At 50.4% G+C, this 20,216-nt stretch carries 23 protein-coding genes; 18 read left to right on the top strand and 5 right to left on the bottom strand.

Annotation, left to right across the window (positions count from 1 at the left end; all coding sequences use genetic code 11):
• Positions 1–80: 80 nt before the first annotated feature.
• Entirely contained in the window at positions 81–665 is a 585-nt protein-coding gene (locus FYJ34_RS03715) for a TlpA family protein disulfide reductase (RefSeq protein WP_154476356.1), read from the top strand.
• Positions 662–1,483 (top strand): DNA-3-methyladenine glycosylase family protein, encoded by an 822-nt coding sequence (locus tag FYJ34_RS03710; RefSeq protein WP_154476354.1) that lies wholly within the window; start codon positions 662–664, stop codon positions 1,481–1,483. The genes FYJ34_RS03715 and FYJ34_RS03710 overlap by 4 nt, the downstream gene beginning before the upstream one ends.
• A gap of 58 nt (positions 1,484–1,541) precedes the next feature.
• On the opposite strand, the gene yfcE is transcribed toward FYJ34_RS03710, so the two are convergent.
• Positions 1,542–2,072, bottom strand: a complete 531-nt coding sequence (gene yfcE, locus FYJ34_RS03705; RefSeq protein ID WP_154476352.1) for a phosphodiesterase — start codon at positions 2,070–2,072, stop codon at positions 1,542–1,544.
• Positions 2,073–2,244: 172 nt separating this feature from the next.
• The gene (locus FYJ34_RS03700; protein WP_206671419.1) at positions 2,245–2,853 is read right to left on the bottom strand and encodes a rhodanese-like domain-containing protein; all 609 of its coding nucleotides are present in this window, start codon (positions 2,851–2,853) and stop codon (positions 2,245–2,247) included.
• 268 nt (positions 2,854–3,121) lie between these two features.
• On the opposite strand from FYJ34_RS03700, the gene FYJ34_RS03695 reads away from it, so the two are divergent.
• The gene (locus FYJ34_RS03695) at positions 3,122–3,823 is read left to right on the top strand and encodes a Crp/Fnr family transcriptional regulator (RefSeq protein ID WP_235899214.1); all 702 of its coding nucleotides are present in this window, start codon (positions 3,122–3,124) and stop codon (positions 3,821–3,823) included.
• 162 nt (positions 3,824–3,985) lie between these two features.
• On the opposite strand, the gene rd is transcribed toward FYJ34_RS03695, so the two are convergent.
• From rd to FYJ34_RS03680, 3 genes are all read right to left on the bottom strand, one after another.
• Complete coding sequence (rd, locus tag FYJ34_RS03690) at positions 3,986–4,144, bottom strand: rubredoxin (protein ID WP_154476350.1); 159 nt, start codon at positions 4,142–4,144, stop codon at positions 3,986–3,988.
• 30 nt (positions 4,145–4,174) lie between these two features.
• A complete protein-coding gene (locus FYJ34_RS03685; protein ID WP_154476348.1) occupies positions 4,175–4,543 on the bottom strand; it encodes a desulfoferrodoxin family protein in 369 nt (122 codons plus the stop codon).
• 91 nt (positions 4,544–4,634) lie between these two features.
• Positions 4,635–5,495: a class I SAM-dependent methyltransferase gene (locus tag FYJ34_RS03680; protein ID WP_154476346.1), complete on the bottom strand. Its 861-nt coding sequence runs from the start codon at positions 5,493–5,495 to the stop codon at positions 4,635–4,637.
• A 260-nt stretch (positions 5,496–5,755) separates the two neighbouring features.
• Between FYJ34_RS03680 and FYJ34_RS03675 the strand changes: the two genes are divergently transcribed.
• The 15 genes from FYJ34_RS03675 (at position 5,756) to FYJ34_RS03605 (ending at position 20,196) form a co-directional block, all read left to right on the top strand.
• Positions 5,756–6,646 (top strand): substrate-binding domain-containing protein, encoded by an 891-nt coding sequence (locus tag FYJ34_RS03675; protein WP_154476344.1) that lies wholly within the window; start codon positions 5,756–5,758, stop codon positions 6,644–6,646.
• Positions 6,647–7,525, top strand: coding sequence for a phosphate ABC transporter permease subunit PstC (gene pstC / locus FYJ34_RS03670; RefSeq protein ID WP_154476342.1), 879 nt, complete (start codon positions 6,647–6,649; stop codon positions 7,523–7,525).
• Positions 7,515–8,393 carry a phosphate ABC transporter permease PstA gene (pstA, locus tag FYJ34_RS03665; protein ID WP_154476340.1) on the top strand — a complete coding sequence of 293 codons (879 nt, stop codon included), beginning with the start codon at positions 7,515–7,517 and terminating at the stop codon, positions 8,391–8,393. Before pstC ends, pstA begins: the two co-directional genes overlap by 11 nt.
• Before the next feature lie 3 nt (positions 8,394–8,396).
• Positions 8,397–9,146 carry a phosphate ABC transporter ATP-binding protein PstB gene (pstB, locus tag FYJ34_RS03660; protein ID WP_154476338.1) on the top strand — a complete coding sequence of 250 codons (750 nt, stop codon included), beginning with the start codon at positions 8,397–8,399 and terminating at the stop codon, positions 9,144–9,146.
• Position 9,147: 1 nt separating this feature from the next.
• Positions 9,148–9,801 carry a phosphate signaling complex protein PhoU gene (gene phoU, locus FYJ34_RS03655; RefSeq protein ID WP_154476336.1) on the top strand — a complete coding sequence of 218 codons (654 nt, stop codon included), beginning with the start codon at positions 9,148–9,150 and terminating at the stop codon, positions 9,799–9,801.
• A gap of 38 nt (positions 9,802–9,839) precedes the next feature.
• Positions 9,840–10,529, top strand: coding sequence for a response regulator (locus tag FYJ34_RS03650; protein WP_154476334.1), 690 nt, complete (start codon positions 9,840–9,842; stop codon positions 10,527–10,529).
• Between the two features lie 24 nt (positions 10,530–10,553).
• The gene (locus FYJ34_RS03645) at positions 10,554–11,873 is read left to right on the top strand and encodes a sensor histidine kinase (RefSeq protein ID WP_154476332.1); all 1,320 of its coding nucleotides are present in this window, start codon (positions 10,554–10,556) and stop codon (positions 11,871–11,873) included.
• Between the two features lie 151 nt (positions 11,874–12,024).
• Positions 12,025–13,230 carry an FprA family A-type flavoprotein gene (locus FYJ34_RS03640; RefSeq protein WP_154476331.1) on the top strand — a complete coding sequence of 402 codons (1,206 nt, stop codon included), beginning with the start codon at positions 12,025–12,027 and terminating at the stop codon, positions 13,228–13,230.
• An 11-nt stretch (positions 13,231–13,241) separates the two neighbouring features.
• The gene (locus FYJ34_RS03635; RefSeq protein ID WP_154476329.1) at positions 13,242–14,456 is read left to right on the top strand and encodes an LL-diaminopimelate aminotransferase; all 1,215 of its coding nucleotides are present in this window, start codon (positions 13,242–13,244) and stop codon (positions 14,454–14,456) included.
• Between the two features lie 148 nt (positions 14,457–14,604).
• Positions 14,605–15,174, top strand: a complete 570-nt coding sequence (locus tag FYJ34_RS03630; RefSeq protein ID WP_154476327.1) for a glycerol-3-phosphate responsive antiterminator — start codon at positions 14,605–14,607, stop codon at positions 15,172–15,174.
• Between the two features lie 75 nt (positions 15,175–15,249).
• Positions 15,250–16,668, top strand: coding sequence for an NAD(P)/FAD-dependent oxidoreductase (locus FYJ34_RS03625; RefSeq protein ID WP_154476325.1), 1,419 nt, complete (start codon positions 15,250–15,252; stop codon positions 16,666–16,668).
• Positions 16,655–17,932 carry an NAD(P)/FAD-dependent oxidoreductase gene (locus tag FYJ34_RS03620; protein ID WP_154476323.1) on the top strand — a complete coding sequence of 426 codons (1,278 nt, stop codon included), beginning with the start codon at positions 16,655–16,657 and terminating at the stop codon, positions 17,930–17,932. Before FYJ34_RS03625 ends, FYJ34_RS03620 begins: the two co-directional genes overlap by 14 nt.
• Complete coding sequence (locus FYJ34_RS03615; RefSeq protein WP_154476321.1) at positions 17,932–18,279, top strand: DUF1667 domain-containing protein; 348 nt, start codon at positions 17,932–17,934, stop codon at positions 18,277–18,279. Before FYJ34_RS03620 ends, FYJ34_RS03615 begins: the two co-directional genes overlap by 1 nt.
• Before the next feature lie 25 nt (positions 18,280–18,304).
• Positions 18,305–19,813, top strand: a complete 1,509-nt coding sequence (glpK, locus tag FYJ34_RS03610) for a glycerol kinase GlpK (protein ID WP_154476319.1) — start codon at positions 18,305–18,307, stop codon at positions 19,811–19,813.
• 59 nt (positions 19,814–19,872) lie between these two features.
• The gene (locus FYJ34_RS03605; RefSeq protein ID WP_154476317.1) at positions 19,873–20,196 is read left to right on the top strand and encodes a hypothetical protein; all 324 of its coding nucleotides are present in this window, start codon (positions 19,873–19,875) and stop codon (positions 20,194–20,196) included.
• Positions 20,197–20,216 lie beyond the last annotated feature (20 nt).

Raw genomic sequence — 20,216 nt, 5'->3', positions numbered from 1 at the left:
CAGCAGGGAAGGGTGCGCGGTGCGTCTCGTATTTCCGGCAGGTTTGTCAACAGTCAAAACAGTCAGAAGGAGGAAGAACATTGAGGAAAAAATGGGCAGCAGTCGTGCTTTTGATCGGCATAACAGGTGGATTGATCCTGGGGGCCTGCGGAAGAAAGCAGACAGAAAACAGTGCGAACAAAGAAACAAAAGTGGAAAGTGATGCAAAGGATAGTACGGCACAGGATGGCAAAGTCATATTTGGAACCTTTCAGACCAAGACCCTGGAGGGGGAGGATGTGACACAGGAGCTGTTTCAGCAGGCAGATCTGACCATGGTAAATATCTGGGGGACATTTTGCGGACCGTGCATCAACGAAATGCCCGAGCTGGGAGAAATCAGTCGGGAATATGCGGGGAAGGGGCTGCAGATCGTTGGTCTGGTCAGCGACGTCAGCGAGGTGCAGGACGCTACCGCAAAGGAGATCGTAGAGAAGACACAGGCAGATTATCTGCAGATCATTGCATCGGAAGATCTGACGTCCGGCATCCTGTCACAGATCAATGTGGTGCCTACAACAATTTTTGTGGACAAGGAAGGAAAACAGGTGGGAGACGTCATTTTGGGGGCTAAAAATAAGGAACAGTGGATCCGGATCATAGAAGGATTAAAGACGTCATTATGATAGAGAAAACCGTTAAGAATTTCAGCCTGTCTCAAATCTGCCGGTCCGGACAGTGCTTTCGTATGAAAGAGAGGGGAAAAGGCAGTTACATCCTGGTTGCAGGAGATCGATATCTGGAGATGGAACAGGAAAAGGAGGTCTGTCGCTTTGGCTGCACGTCGCAGGAGTTTGAAACATACTGGGAGCCTTATTTTGATCTGGACCGGGATTATCAGGCGTGTATCGACCGGATCGATGAGAAGGACCTGTACCTTACCCGAGCGGCCCGTCTGGGCGGAGGCATCCGGATCCTGCAACAGGATTTGTGGGAGATGATCATTTCCTTTTTGATTTCACAACAGAATAACATCAAACGGATCAGGAAATGTATTGAGACGCTCTGCGCTTCCTGCGGGGAGCCAAAAGAGGGGCCACAGGGCGAAACATATTATGCTTTTCCCACGCCGGAAGCGCTGGCAGGACTCAGTGTGGAGGAGCTGAGAGGCTGCGGGCTGGGATATCGGAGCAAATATATCCGGCAGACGGCAAAATCCGTATACAGCGGAGAGGTGGATCTTTCCGCTGTTTCACAGCTTTCTTACCAGGAAGCAAAAAAAGAATTGCTGAAGCTGTACGGGGTAGGAGACAAGGTGGCAGACTGCATCTGCCTGTTTGCCCTGCATCACCTGGAGGCCTTTCCAAAAGATACCCATATTTTACAGGCGTTAAAGCGACAGTATAAGCGGGGATTTCCCAAACGGAAGTATAAAGGGATAGAGGGGATCCTGCAGCAGTATATGTTTTATTATGAGCTGCAGGGGCATCAGCTACCTGACTAAAAAAAGAGATCTGCTGGCATTTAGAGAACAGCAGGTCTCTTTTTCTGATGAAATATTGCTACACTTTTACAGGCGTTCCCTCCAGCGTCTTCCAGATAAAATCCTTTTCCAATACCATATACCCATGAAAAGAACCTTCCTTCGGGAGGGAGACGGAACCGGGATTGCGGTAGTACCATCCCCCCATATCCCGATTGGCGGAGATATGGGTGTGTCCGCACAGGAGAGTATCGCCTGCCTTAAGCGGAGGCGGATTGTCCGGAGAAAACAGATGGCCATGGGTGGCGAAAATGGTGTGTCCATTGATTTCCAGAAAGGCATAGTCTGCCAGAATAGGAAAATCCAGAACCATTTGATCTACTTCACTTTCGCAGTTGCCCCGCACACACAATACAGAGCTGCGCAAAGGGTTGAGCAGGGAGATCACTTTTTTGGGGGAATAGTCCCGGGGAAGATCGTTTCGTGGCCCATGATACAGAAGATCACCTAAAAGCAGCAGTCTGTCCGGCTGCTCCCGGTGGTAGGCCGCAACCAGTTGCTGACAGTAATAGGCCGAACCGTGAATATCAGAAGCGATCATTAATTTCATTGCAGTATCCTCATCTTTCTATGGTGTGTTTTCTTTCGATGGTAAAGGATTTTACAGAGAAAGTCAAACGGGAGAGAAAGGGCTGCCAAGGACGGCGAAAAAGAACTGTCAAGGACAGAGAAAGGCTCCCCCGGATCGGGAGAGCCTAAAAATAGGGACACACTGTGAGTGATTAGTCGTCGGATTCAATGTCGTATCCTGCGTCGATCCAGGCGATGATTCCGCCGGGATGTCTTACTACATTTGTAAAGCCTTCTTCTTTCGCGATCAAAGCGCCCACATGAGAGCGTTCACAGCCTACAAATCCGCAGTAAATAACGATTTTTTTATCTTTGTCAGTGCCCAGCAGAGAGACAAAGGCTTCTCTTTGCTCCGGAGTCACATCGGCATAGGCAACAGGGAGCTCAGCGTTGACGGCAGTAGGAATCCGTTTGCTTTTGTAATGGTCAGCAGGCATGGTATCGATCAGGATCATGTCCTCTTTGTTATCCACCCAGGATTTTAACTCTTCGGTGTTTACCATGGTGTAGCCGCCTTCTTCTACTGCTTTCACAAGCTTCATGGAAACGGTTTCTACAGAAACTTCATTTCCGTCCTTTGCGCTTCCCATAGCCTTGGGCTTTTCCTCTGTTTTGGAATCCTCCGCCTTGGCTTCGTCTTTGCTTTCTTCTGTGGTTTCTGTCTTGGTTTCTTCTTTCTTTTCAGAATCCTTGCTGCATCCGTTAAACAGCATGGCGCTGAAGCAAACAGCGACCAACAGCATTACCAGTCTCTTTTTCATGATAGATCCTCCTGCTCCTTTGCGTTTGGGACAGAATGTCTGTCCGCCGTATTTTCTATTCGTATGATAGCAAAAATAACAGGAAAATTCAAGCAATATTCTGTGAATAATAGAAAAAAATAAAAGAAAACAATTTATTTATTCAAAAATTCGATTATAGGTTATAGAAAATATAAATAAATAAAAAAGGGAAACATGAAAGTCGAATGCGGTAGAAAAGGGAATTGACAGAAGAAAGCCGGTACTATACCATGAAGGAAATCGGGAAATGAAAGAGGGACAAGGTATGAAAATGAAGGAGCTGAGTCTGTTTCGGGACTTGTCAGAAGAGGAGATCACACGGAGCATGGGATGTTCCAGATCGGTGGTACAGGAATATAAAAAAAATGAGTATATTTTTTGTCAGGAGGACGTGCCCAGGAAGCTCTACTTCATCTTGAAGGGAAATGTCCTGTTAGGACAGGTCAACGCCATGGGCAGACAGAATTATGCGGAATATCTGAAAGAGGGGCAAAGCTTTGGAGAGAAGGATCTGTTTTTGGAGCATTCCGCCTATGAGTATTATGCTTTGGCGAGAACCAAAACGACCATCCTGTCGGTTTCCAGCCACTTTTTTTACAGCACCTGCGCAAAAAACTGTGCCTATCATAAAAAGATCATCTACAACATGATGAGGATCTTCGCCAACGAGGCGGATCAAATGTCAAAAAAGCTGTATCTTTTGACCTGCGGGACTTTAAGACAGAGGGTATCCTATTATCTGATGCAGCAAAGCGGAGGAAATCCCCAGGTAGAGCTGACGATGAAGCGGGAAGAGCTGGCCGCCCATCTGAATACTACAAGACCTTCTCTTTCCAGAGAATTATCGTATCTGCAGGAATGTGGTGTACTGAAGATCCAGGGAAGAGGGCGTATTGCGATCCTAGATTTTGGACGTTTACAGGACGAGATAGACAAGGTGGAGGAATAGAAACGCAGAAGAGTGCAAAGGGCAGAAAAATAAAAGGAGTAAAAAAGAAAAGGATAAAAAAAGAGTTTCTCCGGGAAGTGGTAAAACGGTCCCGCAAGAAACTCTTTTTTAATGATCTCAACGATTCTGTAAAAGCAGGAACAAACGATCCTTCAGATCTTTTTATTCCTCAACAAATGCGCTTTTGTCTACGCCGCAAAGAGGACATACCCAGTCTTCCGGCAGATCTTCAAAAGCGGTTCCTGCTGCGATTCCTGCATCCGGATCGCCTACTTCAGGATCATAAACATAGCCACATGGTTCACATACATACTTTTTCATTGTCATTTCCTCCAGTTCTCTTGTGTGTATTTATAGTTCTTTCTTCCATAATCCATGAAGATTACAGTTTTCATAAGCAGCGATCAGCCGATCGCCTTCCGTCAGCAAAAAGACTGCCTTTGGCTCCTCTCCCGGGTTCAGGGCTTTGTACTGGGAGCCTTGTTCTGTTTCGATGTAGATGCCGGTAATAAAGTGCTCCTCCAGCATGGGATGGATCACGGAGCCGACACAGACCTCCACGCGATTGCCTTCCACCGTAACTTCAGGCACATGCTTTTCCTGCGCCGCGTCCGTCGTATTAGCAGTCAGTTCCGTTAGGGCAAGATCACCGTTTACAGGAGCATTTGTCAGCTGGTTAAAAATATTTGATGAATTTGTATCTTTAAAAAATCTTGTCATACGATCCCTCCTTCTTTGTCGTCTTAAGGTTGCTCTTAGGATACAGGAAAACAAGGCTTATTTCTGTAACAAATGTTACGAAAACAAAAAATTATAAACATTCCCAGCGGGCGGAGGCGCCACAGGGGAGGATCAGCCCGGAAGAAGAAACCGGCAGTCCGATCTCCTGGGCATCTACCTGCCCTTTTTTGTCCTTCAATTCTACAGACAACATGTAAGTCAGTACAGAAGGAGCAAGACCTGTTGTGTAGGAATTGATCAGGAAGAACAGGGGTTCAGGAGACAGAAGCTGCGCACAGAGGCGGATCAGAGGGTGGATCGCATCCTCGATCTTCCAGATCTCCCCCTTTGGGCCTCTGCCATAGGAGGGGGGATCCATGACGATAGCGTCGTAATGGTTGCCGCGGCGGATCTCCCGCTCCACAAATTTGATACAGTCATCTACCAGCCAGCGGATGGGTCTGTCTGAAAGTCCGGAGGAAGCGGCATTTTCTTTTGCCCATCCCACCATGCCTTTCGAAGCGTCCACATGGGTGACGCTGGCGCCGGCTGCAGCTGCGGCCAGGGTGGCACCTCCTGTATAGGCGAACAGATTCAGGACTTTTATCGGTCTTCCTGCCTGGCGGATCCGACTCTGGCACCAATCCCAGTTTACCGCCTGTTCCGGAAAAAGGCCGGTGTGCTTAAAACTGAAAGGTTTCAGATGGAAAACAAGAGAACCATAGCGAATCTGCCACTGGTCGGGCAGTTGGAAGAAGTCCCATTCACCGCCCCCCTTTTTACTGCGACGATAATGGCCGTTGGGACGGTCCCAGCCCCGGCAGGCTTTGGGAGTTTCCCAGATGACCTGAGGATCCGGGCGCACCAGGAGAAAGTCGCCCCATCTTTCCAGTTTTTCTCCCTTTCTGCAATCCAATACCTCATAATCCTTCCAATTTTCTGCAATCCACATGCTATCTGTCCTCACCTTTCCGAATTTCCGATTGTTCCTATTATAGCACAGAAGGGGGGACAGATTCTATCGCTAAATGGAAGAAGAGGAAAAACCTGTCAAAACAGATGGATTTTACAAAGATTTAACAGGAACAGGATTTTGGATTTAACATTGCTCCTTTAAGATACAACTGTAACGAAAAACCAGATGTCGGATGACAGGATGCGGTGCAGGTGGATAAAAACCGCCGGATCCTGAAGGACATAAGGAGGAAAAAGATGAAAAAGTATGGAAAATTAGTGGCTCTGATCGGATTGGCAGCGATGCTCGTGGCAGGATGTAAGGGAAAAGGATCTGACCAGAAGGAAGCAGGAAACTGGGATAAGGAAATGGATATTTCTGTGGTATCCAGGGAGGAAGGCTCCGGAACCAGGGGAGCTTTTGTGGAACTGTTTGAAATCGAGGAAGAGGAAAACGGGGAGAAAGTAGATAAGACCACGGACGAGGCGCAGATCACCAACAGTACATCGGTCATGCTGACAACGGTAGAGGAAGACGAATACGCCATCGGGTATGTGTCATTGGGAGCCTTGAATGATAAAGTGAAGGCGGTAAAGATCGATGGAGCAGAAGCTACGACGGACAAGGTAAAGTCGGGAGACTATCCGATCTCCAGACCCTTCAATCTGGTGGTGAAGGAAGGAGAAACGAATCCGCTTGTGAATGATTTTATACAGTTTGTACTCAGTGAGGAAGGGCAGAAGGTCGTAGAAGAAAACGGATACATACCGGAGGATGACGCAAAGCCCTACGAGCCGGGCAGCGTGGAGGGAAAGCTGGTGGTGGGAGGATCCTCTTCTGTATCTCCGGTCATGGAAAAGCTGGCAGAAGCCTATGAGAAGAAAAATACCAAGGTTGATGTGGAACTGCAGACCACAGATTCCACCACAGGAGTGTCTTCGACCATAGACGGAAGCTATGACATCGGAATGGCCTCCAGAGAACTGAAGGATTCTGAAACATCTAAAGGTGTGGAGACAAAAGTCCTTGCAACAGACGGGATCGCAGTGATCGTCAATTCGTCCAATCCTGTCACAGAACTGAAGAAGGAGCAGGTAAAAGACATCTTTACGGGAAAGGCATATACCTGGAGTGAGGTGGACGAATAGATGCAAAAGAAAAAAGGCAGAGAAAAAGGCCTGAAGCTGTTGTTTCTGGCAGCTGCCGGAACTTCCATCCTGGCGGTGGCGCTGATCTGTATCTTTCTGTTTGCCAAGGGGATTCCGGCCATTGAAAAAATAGGAGTGGGTAATTTCCTGTCGGGGAAGGTATGGAGACCGGGAAATGACAGGTATGGTTTGTTTCCTATGATACTGGGCAGTCTGTATGTAACTGCGGGAGCGGCGCTTGTGGGAATCCCCATCGGGATTTTCACAGCCGTTTTTCTCATCTATTATTGTCCGAAGGGGCTCTATCGCCCGCTGAAATCCGCCACAGAGCTGATGGCAGGTATCCCGTCGGTGGTGTATGGCTTTTTTGGGCTGGTGGTGCTGGTTCCCTGGATCAGGCAGATGGGACGGGCCATGGGATATCCGGGAAATGGGAACAGCATCCTGACGGCATCCTTCCTTTTGGGACTGATGATCCTTCCTACGGTGATCGGAGTTTCGGAAGCAGCGATCCGTGCCGTTCCTTCCTTCTATTATGAGGGGGCGGTGGCGCTGGGAGCGACAAAGGAAAGAGCTGTTTTTTCAGCGGTGCTGCCGGCAGCAAAGTCGGGAGTGATCGCAGGAGTGGTGCTGGGGATCGGAAGGGCCATCGGCGAGACGATGGCGGTGATCATGGTGGCGGGAAATCAGGCCAGGATGCCAAACGGGATCTTCCGCGGCATACGGACGCTGACGGCCAATATCGTAATAGAAATGGGATATGCCACAGACCTGCATAGGGAAGCCCTGATCGGGACGGGAGTCGTCCTCTTTGTGTTTATATTGATCATGAATGGGCAGGTAGCCCTGCTAAAGAGAAGGAGTCGCCATGAAACATAAAAAAAGTGTAGCCGGTTTTTTGAAAGAGCAGGGAGAAATGTACGGAAAAAAGCCGGGATCTGCCCTGTTGATGCTTCTGGTAGGGGGCTCGGCGCTGATCACATTCGGAGCCCTGTTCTGCTTGATGGGATATGTGTTTTGGAAGGGGATCTTTCATCTGAAGCCTTCCCTGTTTGCCATAACCTATACCACGGAAAATGCCTCTCTTTTTCCGGCGCTGATCAATACCCTGGAAATGATCGGTCTGGCCCTTGTGGTGGCGATCCCCCTGGGGGTGGGAGCAGCGATCTATCTGGTGGAATATGCCAAAAAGGACAGCAGGTTTGTGGACTGGATCCGGCTGACAACGGAGACTTTAACAGGAATCCCGTCCATTATTTACGGACTGTTTGGCATGCTGTTTTTTGTGTCCTATCTGGACTGGGGATTTTCTCTTCTTTCAGGGTCCTGCACCCTGTCCATCATGGTCCTGCCTTTGATTTTGCGGACGACGGAGGAGGCGTTAAAATCCGTTCCGGACGCCTACCGGGAAGGAAGCTTTGGGCTGGGAGCAGGAAAAATCCGGACGATCTTTGCGGTGATCCTTCCCAGCGCAGGTCCGGGGATCCTGTCGGGCATCATTCTGGCAACAGGAAGGATCGTGGGAGAAACGGCAGCTTTGATCTATACGGCGGGGACGGTGCCTCACATCGCAAAAGGCATTCTGCACTCAGGCAGGACGCTGGCAGTGCATATGTACAGTCTGGCCAGCGAGGGACTGTATATGGATCAGGCGTATGCAACGGCGGTGGTACTGCTGGTATTTGTACTGGGGATCAACAGCCTGTCCGTGTTTGTGGCAAAAAAATTAATGAAAGACAGAGGGTAGCACATGAATAAAATAAAGATTCAAAATCTGGACCTGCATTACGGGGAATTTCAGGCATTGAAACAGATCAATCTGGATGTGGAGGTCAATCGGATCACAGCCTTTATAGGGCCGTCAGGGTGTGGCAAATCCACCCTGTTAAAAACCCTGAACCGGATGAATGATCTGGTGGAGGGATGTCGGATCCGGGGGGAGGTACAGCTGGACGGAAAAAGCATTTTCCGGGATACGGACGTAAATCTTCTGCGAAAGCGGGTGGGAATGGTGTTTCAAAAGCCCAATCCGTTTCCTATGAGCATCTACGACAATGTGGCATATGGTCCCCGGACACATGGAGTCAGATCCAAAAGCAGACTGGACGCCATTGTGGAAAAATCCCTGCGGAATGCAGCGATCTGGGAGGAAACCAAGGACCGGCTGAAAAAAAGTGCACTGGGGCTTTCGGGAGGACAGCAGCAAAGAGTCTGCATCGCCAGGGCGCTTGCAGTGGAGCCGGAGGTTCTGCTGATGGATGAGCCTACGTCTGCTCTGGATCCCATCTCTACGGCCAGGATAGAAGACCTTGCAGTGGAACTGAAGAAGGACTATACTATTGTCATGGTTACCCATAATATGCAGCAGGCGCTTCGCATTTCGGACCATACAGCCTTCTTTCTGCTGGGAGAGATGATCGAGTACAAAGACACGGAAACCTTGTTTTCGATGCCTTCGGACAAACGAACAGAGGATTATATCACAGGGAGGTTTGGGTAAGATGAGAGACAGATTCGGAATGCAGCTAAAATACTTGAATGAGCAGTTGACCGACATGGGAGATCTGTGCGGATTTGCCATTGACAAAGCGGTCTGCGCACTTTGGGAAGGCGACTATCGGCAGGGCAGGAAGGCGATGGAGCTCGATGAAGAGATCTCGCAGATGGAAAAAGACATTGAAAGACTCTGCCTGAAGCTTTTGCTGCAGCAGCAGCCTGTAGCAAGAGATCTGCGGCAGATATCGGCGGCGCTGAAGATGGTAACGGACATGTCCCGCATCGGAAATCAGGCGGCGGATATCGGAGAGATCATTTTGTCCGGCCAGTTTACAGGGGCAGTGGACGTGGAGGGGATCCGGGAGATGGCAAAGAAGGCCGCCAAAATGGTAAATGACAGCGTTCGGGCCTATGTGACGAAGGACCTGGAGCTGTCCCGGAGAGTCATGGAGGCCGATGATGAGGTGGATGAGCTGTTTACCAGGAACAGGGAGCGGCTGGTGGAGCTGATCGCTGAAGAAAGAGGAGAAAACGGGGAATTTGCCGTGGATCTTCTGATGATCATAAAGTATCTGGAAAGGATCGCGGATCATGCTGTCAATATTTCCGCCTGGGTGGAGTTCTCCATTACCGGCGTACACCGGAACCCTAACGGATAAGGCGGGGGACATGGCCTGTGAAGCAGAAGGAGGAAGGCATGATTTTTTGTGTGGAGGATGACAGGAACATCCGGGAGCTTTTGGTCTATACCCTGGAAAGCACGGGGTTTCAGGCAACAGGATTTGAAAATGCGAAAACATTCAGAAAAGCTTTGGCAAAGGAACTGCCAGAGCTTGTTTTGCTTGATGTGATGCTGCCGGGAGAGGACGGATATTCCGTTTTGAGATGGCTGAAAACAGACGAGAGGTGGAGGGATATTCCGGTGATCATGGTAACGGCAAAGGGAGAGGAGTACGATAAGGTGGTCGGTCTGGATGCAGGGGCGGACGATTATATCACGAAGCCCTTCGGGATGATGGAACTGATCTCTAGGATCAGGGCAGTCCTGCGGCGGCTAACAAGAAGAGCAGAAAAGGAAGAACTCCTGCGGATCGGAAATCTGGAAGTGGATCGGAAAAAACATGAAGTAAGGCTGGAAGGAGAGGAAATTACCCTGACGCTGAAAGAGTATCAGCTTCTGGTACATCTGATGAGACAGCCGGATACGGTTCACACCAGGGAACAGCTTCTGGAATCCGTCTGGGGCTACGGGTTTTCAGGGGAGACCAGGACACTGGACGTACATATCCGGACATTGCGACAGAAGCTTCTGGGAGCAGGAGGTATGATAGAAACAGTACGGGGAGTGGGATATCGTATCAACAGTCGGAAGCAGATGGAGAGCTAGGAAAGAAGAAAAGAGGACAAAAGCATGAAGAAAAGGCTGCGCAAAAGCATGATACTGATCGTGTTTGTCACCCTTATCATCACCTGCGGCTGCACTACCTGGGTCATGTACCGCCAGACAATGGATGTCATACGAAAAGATATGGCACAGGAGGCGGCCTATATCAGACGGACGGTGGAGCTGTTTGGAACAGAGCATCTGCAGCAGATGGACCGGGTGGAGAGAAGGACCCGGGTGACATTGATCGATTCAGACGGAACGGTGCAGTATGATTCGCAGAAAAGCAAGGTAAAGGAAAACCATGCAGGCCGCAAAGAGGTGGTGGAAGCGAAGGCACACGGAGAGGGAACGGATGTAAGACGGTCCAGATCGCTGGGAAACGAGATGATGTACTACGCCGTTCTCCTGGAAAACGGGCAGATCCTGCGGGTTTCCAAAAATATGGACACGGTCCTGCAGACCTCCTTGAAGATCCTTCCGGCCATGGGAGCGGTAGGGGCCTTGATGTTTTTGGTGGCGGCAGCTCTGTCCCAGTGGCAGGTGAAAAAACTGATCCGGCCCATCAATCACATGGATCTGGAGCATCCGTTGGAAAATCAGATCTATGAGGAACTGGTGCCGCTTCTGGAAAGTCTGGATCGAAGGAACAAAGAAAAGGAAGAAGCAGAGAAGATCCGCAGAGAATTTTCGGCGAATGTGTCCCACGAACTGAAAACGCCCCTTACCTCTATTTCCGGCTACGCAGAGCTGATGGAGAGAGGGATGGTAAAAAAGGAAGACGTGGAGCGGTTTTCGGGCCGGATCTATCACGAGGCAAGACGGCTGATCACTCTGATCCACGACATGATGAAGCTGTCACATCTGGATGAAGGCGGCTCGGAGATGGAAAAAGAACCGGTGGATCTTATGGAGATCGCAAAGGAGACGGCAGAGAGACTGAAGCCTCTGGCAGACAGGAAGGGGATCACGCTGGAAGTCCTGGGGGAGACGGCAGCCTTTACAGGGATTCGGATGGTGCTGGAAGAAATGCTGTTTAATCTCTGTGAAAATGCCATCAAATACAACCGGGAAGGAGGCAAGGTGACCGTCCTGACAGGCAGCAGTGAGGAGGAACTGTTTCTACAGGTAAAGGATACAGGAATCGGAATACGGGAAGAAGATCAGGAAAGAGTCTTTGAACGGTTTTACCGGGTGGATAAAAGCAGATCCAAGGAAAGCGGAGGGACAGGACTTGGTCTGTCCATTGTGAAGCACGGAGCTTTGGTACACGAGGGGAGGATCTGTCTGCAGAGCCGGGAGGGGACAGGAACCCGGATCCGGATCACATTTCCAAAGAACAAATAATCAGGCCGAAGCTTGTGAAAAAGGATGAAGAAACGGCGCTTTTTCGGGGAATTTTTGGAAGTGCAACTTCCTGTGAACTGTGCTATAATGAGTGTGCTTTATGGGAAGTCCCATGTAACCGGAAGAAAAGTGATTATAGGAGTGTGAAGAAATGCAAAGTACCAGAAAGATAACGGAAGATATTGTATGGGTAGGAAGCAGTGATCGCAGACTTGAAAGATTTGAAAATTTATTTCCGATTCCCCGGGGGATCGCGTACAATGCGTATTTTATTGAGGATGAAAAGACGGTGCTGATGGACACGGTAGACGAGTCGGTGGCAAGACAGCTTTACGAAAATGTAGATTACCTGCTGGATGGAAGACAGCTGGATTATCTGGTGGTCAATCATGTGGAGCCGGATCATTGTGCCGGGATCGTCGAGTTTCTGTCCCGTTTTCCGGATATGAAGGTGGTGGGAACAGCGAAGGCCATCCAGATCATCGGACAGTTCTATGAAGCGGATATGACGGAAAGGGCCGTTGCGGTGAAAGAAGGAGAAGAGCTGTCTCTGGGAAAACATACGCTGCGGTTTTACATGGCACCCATGGTACATTGGCCGGAAGTGATGATGACCTACGACGTAACGGACAAGACGCTGTTTTCTGCGGATGCTTTTGGCGCGTTCGGTGCATTCAGCGGCTCCATCTTTAACGACGAGATACGGTTTGAACGGGACTGGCTGGATGATGCGAGAAGATATTATGCAAACATTGTGGGGAAATATGGAATACAGGTGCAGAACGTGCTGAAAAAGGTGGCGCTGCTGGAAGTGGAGAAGATCTGTCCTCTGCACGGCCCCATCTGGAGGAGCAATCTGGACTGGTTCATAGAGAAATATCAGGCATGGAGCAGTTACCGGCCGGAGGAAAAAGGTGTGGTCCTGATCTACGGATCTGTGTATGGCAATACGGAAAGGGCTGTGGACGCTCTGGCAGTCAGACTGGCGGACGCGGGAGTCTCCAACCTGGCAGTATACGACGTATCCTCCACACATGTGTCAGAACTGATCTCAGAGATCTTCCGCTGCAGCCACGTAGTATTGGCCAGCGCAACCTACAACGCAGGCATGTTCCCGCCAATGGAGAACCTCCTGACGGATATGAAAGCACTGGCGGTCAAGAACCGGAAGGTGGTTCTGATCGAGAACGGAAGCTGGGCGCTGTCTGCAGGAAAAGGTATGGCGAAAGAACTGGAGGAAATGAAAGAGATGACCGTACTGGGTGAAATGCTTTCGCTGAAATCGGTGCTTCCCAGACAAAGGGAAGAGGAACTTAATCAGGTGGTAGATCAGATCGTGAAGTCTCTGGCAGAATAAGGAGTGGCAGTATGTTTAAAATCAATGAAGACTATTTAAAGCTTCCGGGCAGCTATCTGTTTTCCAATATCGCAAAAAAAGTGGCGGCCTTTCAGGAACAGAATCCCAAGAAACAGATCATCCGCCTGGGAATCGGGGATGTGACACAGCCGCTGGCACCGGCTATCATCGAAAGCCTCCACCGGTCGGTGGACGAGATGGGGCATGCCGAGACCTTTCACGGGTATGCGCCGGATCTTGGCTATGAATTTTTAAGAAGCGTCATGGCAAAAGAAGACTATCAGTCCAGAGGCTGTGAGATCCGGGCAGATGAGATCTTTATTTCCGACGGAGCCAAATGCGACTCCGGGAATATTCAGGAGATTTTTGCAAAGAACAATAGGATTGCCGTGTGCGACCCGGTTTATCCGGTGTATGTGGACACCAACGTGATGGCAGGAAGAACGGGGATCTATGACCCGGACAGCCAGACCTGGAGCGACGTGATCTATATGCCCTGCACGGAGGAAAACGGATTTGCACCGTCCCTTCCCGATCAGGTACCGGATATCATTTATCTTTGCTTCCCCAATAATCCGACAGGGGCGACTATTTCCAGAGAAGCGCTGCAGGAGTGGGTGGACTATGCCAACCGAAACGGATCCGTCATCATCTATGACGCGGCCTACGAGGCGTATATTTCGGAAGAAGGGGTTCCCCATACCATCTATGAGTGCCAGGGAGCCAGAACCTGTGCGATCGAGCTGAGAAGCTTCTCCAAGAATGCGGGATTTACGGGAGTGCGTCTGGGAGCCACCGTCATTCCGAAGGAGCTGAAATGTGGAGATACCACCCTGCATTCTCTTTGGGCGCGCAGACACGGCACCAAGTACAACGGAGCCCCCTATATCGTGCAGAGAGCAGGGGAGGCCGTGTATTCTCCGGAGGGGAAAGAACAGCTGAAAAAGCAGGTGGCCTACTATATGAACAATGCATCTGTGATCGAGACAGGCCTAAGAGAGGCAGGCTATCAGGTATCAGGAGGAGTGAATGCGCCTTACATCTGGCTGAAGACGCCGCAGGGAATGACTTCCTGGGAGTTTTTTGACTTCCTGTTGGAGAAGGCGAATGTGGTGGGAACGCCCGGTTCCGGATTTGGGCCCAGCGGAGAAGGGTATTTCCGGCTGACGGCCTTTGGAAGCTATGAAAACACGGTGGAAGCTATCAAAAGAATCCGACAAGCTTGATAATTTTTTTAAAATGTGCTAAACTTATCTCAGATAATTACTAGGAGACCAGGAGCGAAGTGATTATATAGGATCTACGGATCCTATATGTCCCTTTGCTCTTTTTGTGTCAGTGGGAAACCGCTGGGAGCAGAAGGAGAGAATGTCCATGAGACCAGAACAAATATTGGAAGTGATCGGAACAAATCCGATCATCACGGCTGTGAAAAACAGGGAAGGGTTGAAAACGTGTCTGGAAACAGAATCAGGCCTGGTGTTTATCCTGTTTGGAGATATCTGTACCATACCGGAGATCGTAGGAGAGGTCAAAGCAGCAGGGAAAATCCCCATTGTCCACCTGGATCTTCTGGGAGGGATCGGAAATAAGGAGATCGCAGTAGATTTTATGAAAGAGCAGACAGAGGCGGAAGGGATCATTTCCACCCGTCCCGCCCTTTTGAAGCGGGCAAAAGAACTGGGGCTGTTTACGGTGCTGCGGGCGTTTATTCTGGATTCGATGGCATTTACAAACATTCAAAAGCAGATCGATCACATCCGGCCGGACTGTATCGAGATCCTGCCCGGCGTCATGCCGAAGATCACAAAGAGGATCGTGGAGGAGACGGAAATTCCGGTGATCTGCGGAGGGCTGATTGCAGACAAAGAGGACATTATGGGAGCGATTTCGGCGGGGGCGGTGGCAATTTCCTCCACCAATCAGGAAGTATGGACCCTCTGAGTAAGAGACAGAGGCAGGGAAGAGACGGAAGTCAAGGAAACAGAAGTGGGAGAAATTCCCAGAAAGAGGAAAGGCATGAAGGACGTAATTATTATAGGAGCCGGGGTATCGGGCTGCGCCATAGCAAGAGAGCTGTCAAGATATGAGCTGTCTGTCTGTGTGATAGAAAAAGAAAGCGACGTGGGAGAAGGGACCAGCAAAGCCAACAGTGGGATCGTACACGGCGGGTTTGATGCAAAGCCGGGTTCTTTGAAGGCAAAGCTCAACGTGGAAGGCAACCGGATGATGGAGGAAATGGCCAAAAAACTGGATTTTCCCTTTCGGAGAAATGGTTCCCTGGTGATCTGTCATCGGGAGGAAGAGGTAGGCGCGCTGAAAAACCTGCTGGAGCAGGGCAAAGCCAATCATGTGGAAGGAATGCAGCTTCTGGAAAGGGAAGAGGCGTTAAAGCTGGAACCGAATCTGTCGGACGAGATCTATGCCGCCCTGCATATTCCCACGGGAGGAATCGTCTGCCCCTTTGGAATGAACATTGCCTACGCGGAAAACGCGGCGGAAAACGGGGTGGAATTTCTACTGGAAACAGAAGTGCTGGCCATCCGACCGCTGGAAACAGGGTATCTCATACAGACAGATCAGGGAGATCTGGAAACCAGATGTGTGGTCAATGCGGCAGGGGTATATGCCGACGTGTTCCACAATATGGTCAGCGCACAGAAGATCCACATCACGCCCAGAAAAGGAGAATACTGCCTCATGGACAAAGAGGTGGGCGGTCTGGTAGATCACACCATTTTCCAGCTTCCCACAGAAAAGGGAAAAGGGGTTCTGGTAACGCCGACGGTGCACGGGAATCTGCTGGTAGGTCCCACTGCGGTGGATATAGAGGAAAAAGAAGGAACCTTTACGACAGCCGAGGGGCTGAAGGAAGTCTTGGAAAAAAGCGGAAGATCGGTAAGATCGGTGCCAAAAAGAAAGATCATCACATCCTTTGCAGGGCTGCGGGCGCATGAGGAGGGAGGAGAATTTGTGATCGGAGAGGCACCGGATGCAGAAGGCTTTATTGACGTGGCAGGAATCGAATCTCCGGGACTTTCCTCCGCGCCGGCCATTGGAGTTTACGTAAAAGATCTGCTGGTAAAGAAGCTGCTGCCGGAACCAAAGCAACAGTTTATCGAGACCAGAAAAGATATCCTGCGTTTTATGGAGTTGTCAGAGGAAGAGAAACATGCCGTCATGCAGAAGGAGCCGGCTTATGGAACCATGGTATGCCGGTGCGAGCAGGTGACGGAAGGAGAGGTTCTGGACGCCATCCGAAGACCTTTGGGAGCAAGGACTCTGGATGGGATCAAGCGGCGGACCAGGGCGGAGATGGGGCGGTGCCAGGCAGGCTTTTGCACGCCAAAGCTGATGGAGCTGTTAGCCAGAGAATTACAGATAGAACTGAAAGAGGTAAGAAAGAGCGGAAGGAGAAAGCGGCATGAAGCAATATGATCTGGTGATTATAGGCGGCGGACCGGCGGGGCTGGCGGCGGCGGTCGCAGCCAGAGAAAAAGGGATACAGGACATTCTTCTTCTGGAGCGGGAGGAAAAGCTGGGAGGGATCCTGAATCAATGTATTCACAATGGGTTCGGGCTGCACACCTTTCAGGAAGAGCTGACGGGGCCGGAATATGCCCATCGGTTTGTGCAGCAGCTAAAAGAAGCGAAGATCCCGTTTTTGACAGAAACCATGGTTCTTGCGGTGACGCCGGAAAAGCAGATCACCTTCCTGAACCGCCAGGGGATCCGGACGATTCAGGCAAGGGCGGTCATACTGGCTATGGGATGCCGGGAACGGCCAAGGGGAGCCCTAAACATTCCGGGGTATCGTCCGCAGGGAATCTACTCGGCGGGGACAGCCCAGAAGCTGGTAAATATAGACGGATATCTTCCCGGTAGGGAAGTGGTGATTCTGGGATCCGGAGATATCGGGCTGATCATGGCCAGGCGGATGACTCTGGAAGGAGCGAAAGTAAAGGTAGTGGCAGAGCTGATGCCGTATTCCGGCGGACTAAAGAGAAATATTGTTCAGTGTCTGGACGACTTCGACATTCCCTTGAAGCTTAGCCACACCGTGGTCAACGTCAAAGGGAAGGAACGGCTGGAGAGCGTGACCATTGCGCAGGTAGACGCAGAAGGAACCGTCATAGAAGGGACGCAGGAAGAATATGCCTGTGATACGCTCCTTCTTTCCTGCGGCCTGATCCCGGAAAATGAACTGAGCCTCCAGATGGGAGTGAAGATCAACCCCGTGACCAACGGGCCGGTGGTGGATGAAAGCCTGGAAAGTAACGTAGAAGGCGTGTTTGCCTGTGGGAATGTATTGCATGTACATGATCTGGTGGACTTTGTGTCAGAGGAGGCAAGGCAGGCAGGAGAAAGTGCGGCAGCCTACCTGTTGGGAAACCGGGCGGAAGAAGGAGGTTCCATTGAAATCGAAGGAGAAAAAGGCGTTCGCTATACCGTGCCGTCCACCCTGGATCCACAGCGTATGGGAGAACGTGTCAAAATACGGTTTCGTGTGGACGGAGTGTACCGGGACTGCAATATCGGCATCTACTTTGACGGAACCTGTATTTCCCGCAGAAAAAAACAGATCATGACGCCGGGAGAAATGGAAGAGGTACAAATTGGAAAGAAACAGTTGGAAGAACAGGGAAATGTTGGTAAAATAAGAATTACCCTGGAAACAGCAGAAGGGACGGGAGAGTTTTGATGGAAATCAGACAACTGACATGTATTTGCTGCCCCATGGGCTGCAGTCTGCAGGTACGGCAAAAGGACGGCGGTGTGGAAGTTGCAGGAAACCGCTGCAGACGCGGAGCTGTCTATGGAGAGAAAGAAGTCACCAATCCTGTGCGGACTGTCACCACTACCGTGCGCCTGAAAGGGGGCGGAGTCGTTCCGGTCAAGACCAGGGGAGAGATTCCCAAAGGGAAGATGATGGAGATCGTAAAAGAGCTGAAAGCGCTGGAAGTCAAAGAGCCGGTGCATATCGGAGAAACAGTGCTGGAAGACGCGGCAGGAACGGGAGTGCCTGTGGTGGCGACGGCGTGTGGATAAACGGGCGTGAAAGGGGAAAGGATTCATGAAAAAATATGTGATGGCGTTGGATCAGGGGACGACCAGTTCCAGATGTATTTTATTTGACAGGCAGGGAAGTATCTGCAGTATGGCACAGAAGGAATTTGAACAGATTTATCCCAGGGCAGGATGGGTAGAACATGATCCCATGGAGATCTGGGCTTCGCAGCTGGCGGTAGTGGTGGAAGCTATCAGCAAGATCGGAGCCGGGGCAGAAGAGATCGCCGCCATCGGGATCACAAACCAGAGGGAGACGACGGTCGTCTGGAACCGCCACACGGGAGTGCCGGTGCACAATGCTATTGTATGGCAGTGCAGAAGGACTTCCGACAGGATCGAACAGCTAAAGAGAGATGGGCTGGCGGATTATGTCCACAAGACTACCGGACTGATACCGGATGCGTATTTCAGCGCGTCAAAAGTGGCGTGGATCCTGGATCACGTGGAGGGAGCCAGAGAAGAGGCAGAAGCAGGCAATCTGATGTTTGGGACCATCGACACCTGGCTGATCTGGAACCTTACCAAAGGCACTGTCCATGTAACGGATTACACCAATGCTTCCCGAACCATGATGTATGACATTCATCGCCTTTGCTGGGATCAGAAGCTGTTGGATTATTTTGGGATCCCGGCGTCTATGCTTCCCAAAGTACGGCCCTCCAGCCATCTCTATGGATATACGGAAGCCAGTGTGTTTGGCGGAAGCGTTCCCATCACAGGAGCGGCGGGAGACCAGCAGGCAGCCCTGTTTGGCCAGTGTTGCTTTACGGCGGGAGAAGTGAAGAATACTTATGGGACAGGCTGTTTTCTTCTGATGAATACGGGAGAAAAGGCGGTGGCGTCGGAAAACGGACTTTTGACGACGATAGCAGCCAGTGCAGATGGACAGGTGCAGTACGCTCTGGAAGGAAGTGTGTTTGTGGCAGGAGCGGGGATCCAGTGGCTGCGGGATGAGATGCGGATGCTGAAAAACGCCCAGCAGTCGGAGGAATATGCGGAATCGGTGGAGGATACCAACGGCGTCTATGTGGTTCCGGCATTTACCGGCATGGGGGCGCCTTACTGGAGCCAGCGGGCAAGAGGGATGGTCGTAGGCCTTACCAGGGGATGCAAAAAAGAGCATTTTATCCGTGCAACGCTGGAGGCTATGGCCTATCAGACCAACGACATCCTAAAAGTGATGGAGCAGGAGTCCCAGGCTCCCATCCGCAGTCTGAAGGTGGACGGAGGAGCCAGCAGGAACAATTTCCTGATCCAGTTCCAGTCGGATATCTTAGGCGTGGAAGTGCAAAGACCGGAGTGTGTGGAAACGACAGCTTTGGGCGCTGCCTATCTGGCAGGGATCGCCGTGGGGGTCTGGAAGGACAGGGAAGAGGTATGCGCCAATTTTGCCGTTTCCAGAACGTTTTCTCCCAACATGGAAGAAGGGACACGCAGCGAGAAGCTAAAAGGCTGGAGGCGGGCAGTCGCCTGTGCTTTGGCCTGGGCAGAGGACGGAAGTGAAGACGAGTAATATCCGGAAGCTCACGAAGCAGCAAACCGCTGCTGGAGTAATAGAATTAAGGAGAACACTTGATCACTGTTTTAGTGAAATATGTACTTCTTAATTCTTTTTTAACTGAAAAAGCAGAAGAGGGTAATTACCCAAGCATTAGCGAATACTGTAAGTACAAAAGTTTACAAGAAAATACAAGCTATGCCGCTCTATATAACACCTTATTAAACAAAATAAGCTCTTTCCTGAAGGACAAAGAATTTGTTTTAAGAGAGTTAATCGCAACGCCACCAGCTTTGATTGGTAGATGGTTTTATGAAAATGTAAGTAGTGGACTTGTAAAAAATGTGGAACACATCGGAAAAGCTGAAGGTGGAATAGAAAAATATAAAAGGATATGACATTGATTTCAAAAAGCCAA

This window comes from Suipraeoptans intestinalis (genome assembly GCF_009696485.1).
GTDB lineage: Bacteria > Bacillota > Clostridia > Lachnospirales > Lachnospiraceae > Suipraeoptans > Suipraeoptans intestinalis.
The sequence above is the reverse complement of the archived record's forward strand: the minus strand, read 5'-3'. Positions and strand labels throughout refer to the sequence as shown.

Coding starts and splice junctions, on each gene's coding strand:
- FYJ34_RS03710 (WP_154476354.1), top strand. CDS start 662: ATGATAGAGAAAACCGTTAAGAATTTCAGCCTGTCTCAAATCTGCCGG.
- yfcE (WP_154476352.1), bottom strand. CDS start 2,072: ATGAAATTAATGATCGCTTCTGATATTCACGGTTCGGCCTATTACTGT.
- FYJ34_RS03700 (WP_206671419.1), bottom strand. CDS start 2,853: ATGAAAAAGAGACTGGTAATGCTGTTGGTCGCTGTTTGCTTCAGCGCC.
- FYJ34_RS03695 (WP_235899214.1), top strand. CDS start 3,122: ATGAAAGAGGGACAAGGTATGAAAATGAAGGAGCTGAGTCTGTTTCGG.
- rd (WP_154476350.1), bottom strand. CDS start 4,144: ATGAAAAAGTATGTATGTGAACCATGTGGCTATGTTTATGATCCTGAA.
- FYJ34_RS03685 (WP_154476348.1), bottom strand. CDS start 4,543: ATGACAAGATTTTTTAAAGATACAAATTCATCAAATATTTTTAACCAG.
- FYJ34_RS03680 (WP_154476346.1), bottom strand. CDS start 5,495: ATGTGGATTGCAGAAAATTGGAAGGATTATGAGGTATTGGATTGCAGA.
- FYJ34_RS03675 (WP_154476344.1), top strand. CDS start 5,756: ATGAAAAAGTATGGAAAATTAGTGGCTCTGATCGGATTGGCAGCGATG.
- pstC (WP_154476342.1), top strand. CDS start 6,647: ATGCAAAAGAAAAAAGGCAGAGAAAAAGGCCTGAAGCTGTTGTTTCTG.
- pstA (WP_154476340.1), top strand. CDS start 7,515: ATGAAACATAAAAAAAGTGTAGCCGGTTTTTTGAAAGAGCAGGGAGAA.
- pstB (WP_154476338.1), top strand. CDS start 8,397: ATGAATAAAATAAAGATTCAAAATCTGGACCTGCATTACGGGGAATTT.
- phoU (WP_154476336.1), top strand. CDS start 9,148: ATGAGAGACAGATTCGGAATGCAGCTAAAATACTTGAATGAGCAGTTG.
- FYJ34_RS03650 (WP_154476334.1), top strand. CDS start 9,840: ATGATTTTTTGTGTGGAGGATGACAGGAACATCCGGGAGCTTTTGGTC.
- FYJ34_RS03645 (WP_154476332.1), top strand. CDS start 10,554: ATGAAGAAAAGGCTGCGCAAAAGCATGATACTGATCGTGTTTGTCACC.
- FYJ34_RS03640 (WP_154476331.1), top strand. CDS start 12,025: ATGCAAAGTACCAGAAAGATAACGGAAGATATTGTATGGGTAGGAAGC.
- FYJ34_RS03635 (WP_154476329.1), top strand. CDS start 13,242: ATGTTTAAAATCAATGAAGACTATTTAAAGCTTCCGGGCAGCTATCTG.
- FYJ34_RS03630 (WP_154476327.1), top strand. CDS start 14,605: ATGAGACCAGAACAAATATTGGAAGTGATCGGAACAAATCCGATCATC.
- FYJ34_RS03625 (WP_154476325.1), top strand. CDS start 15,250: ATGAAGGACGTAATTATTATAGGAGCCGGGGTATCGGGCTGCGCCATA.
- FYJ34_RS03620 (WP_154476323.1), top strand. CDS start 16,655: ATGAAGCAATATGATCTGGTGATTATAGGCGGCGGACCGGCGGGGCTG.
- FYJ34_RS03615 (WP_154476321.1), top strand. CDS start 17,932: ATGGAAATCAGACAACTGACATGTATTTGCTGCCCCATGGGCTGCAGT.
- glpK (WP_154476319.1), top strand. CDS start 18,305: ATGAAAAAATATGTGATGGCGTTGGATCAGGGGACGACCAGTTCCAGA.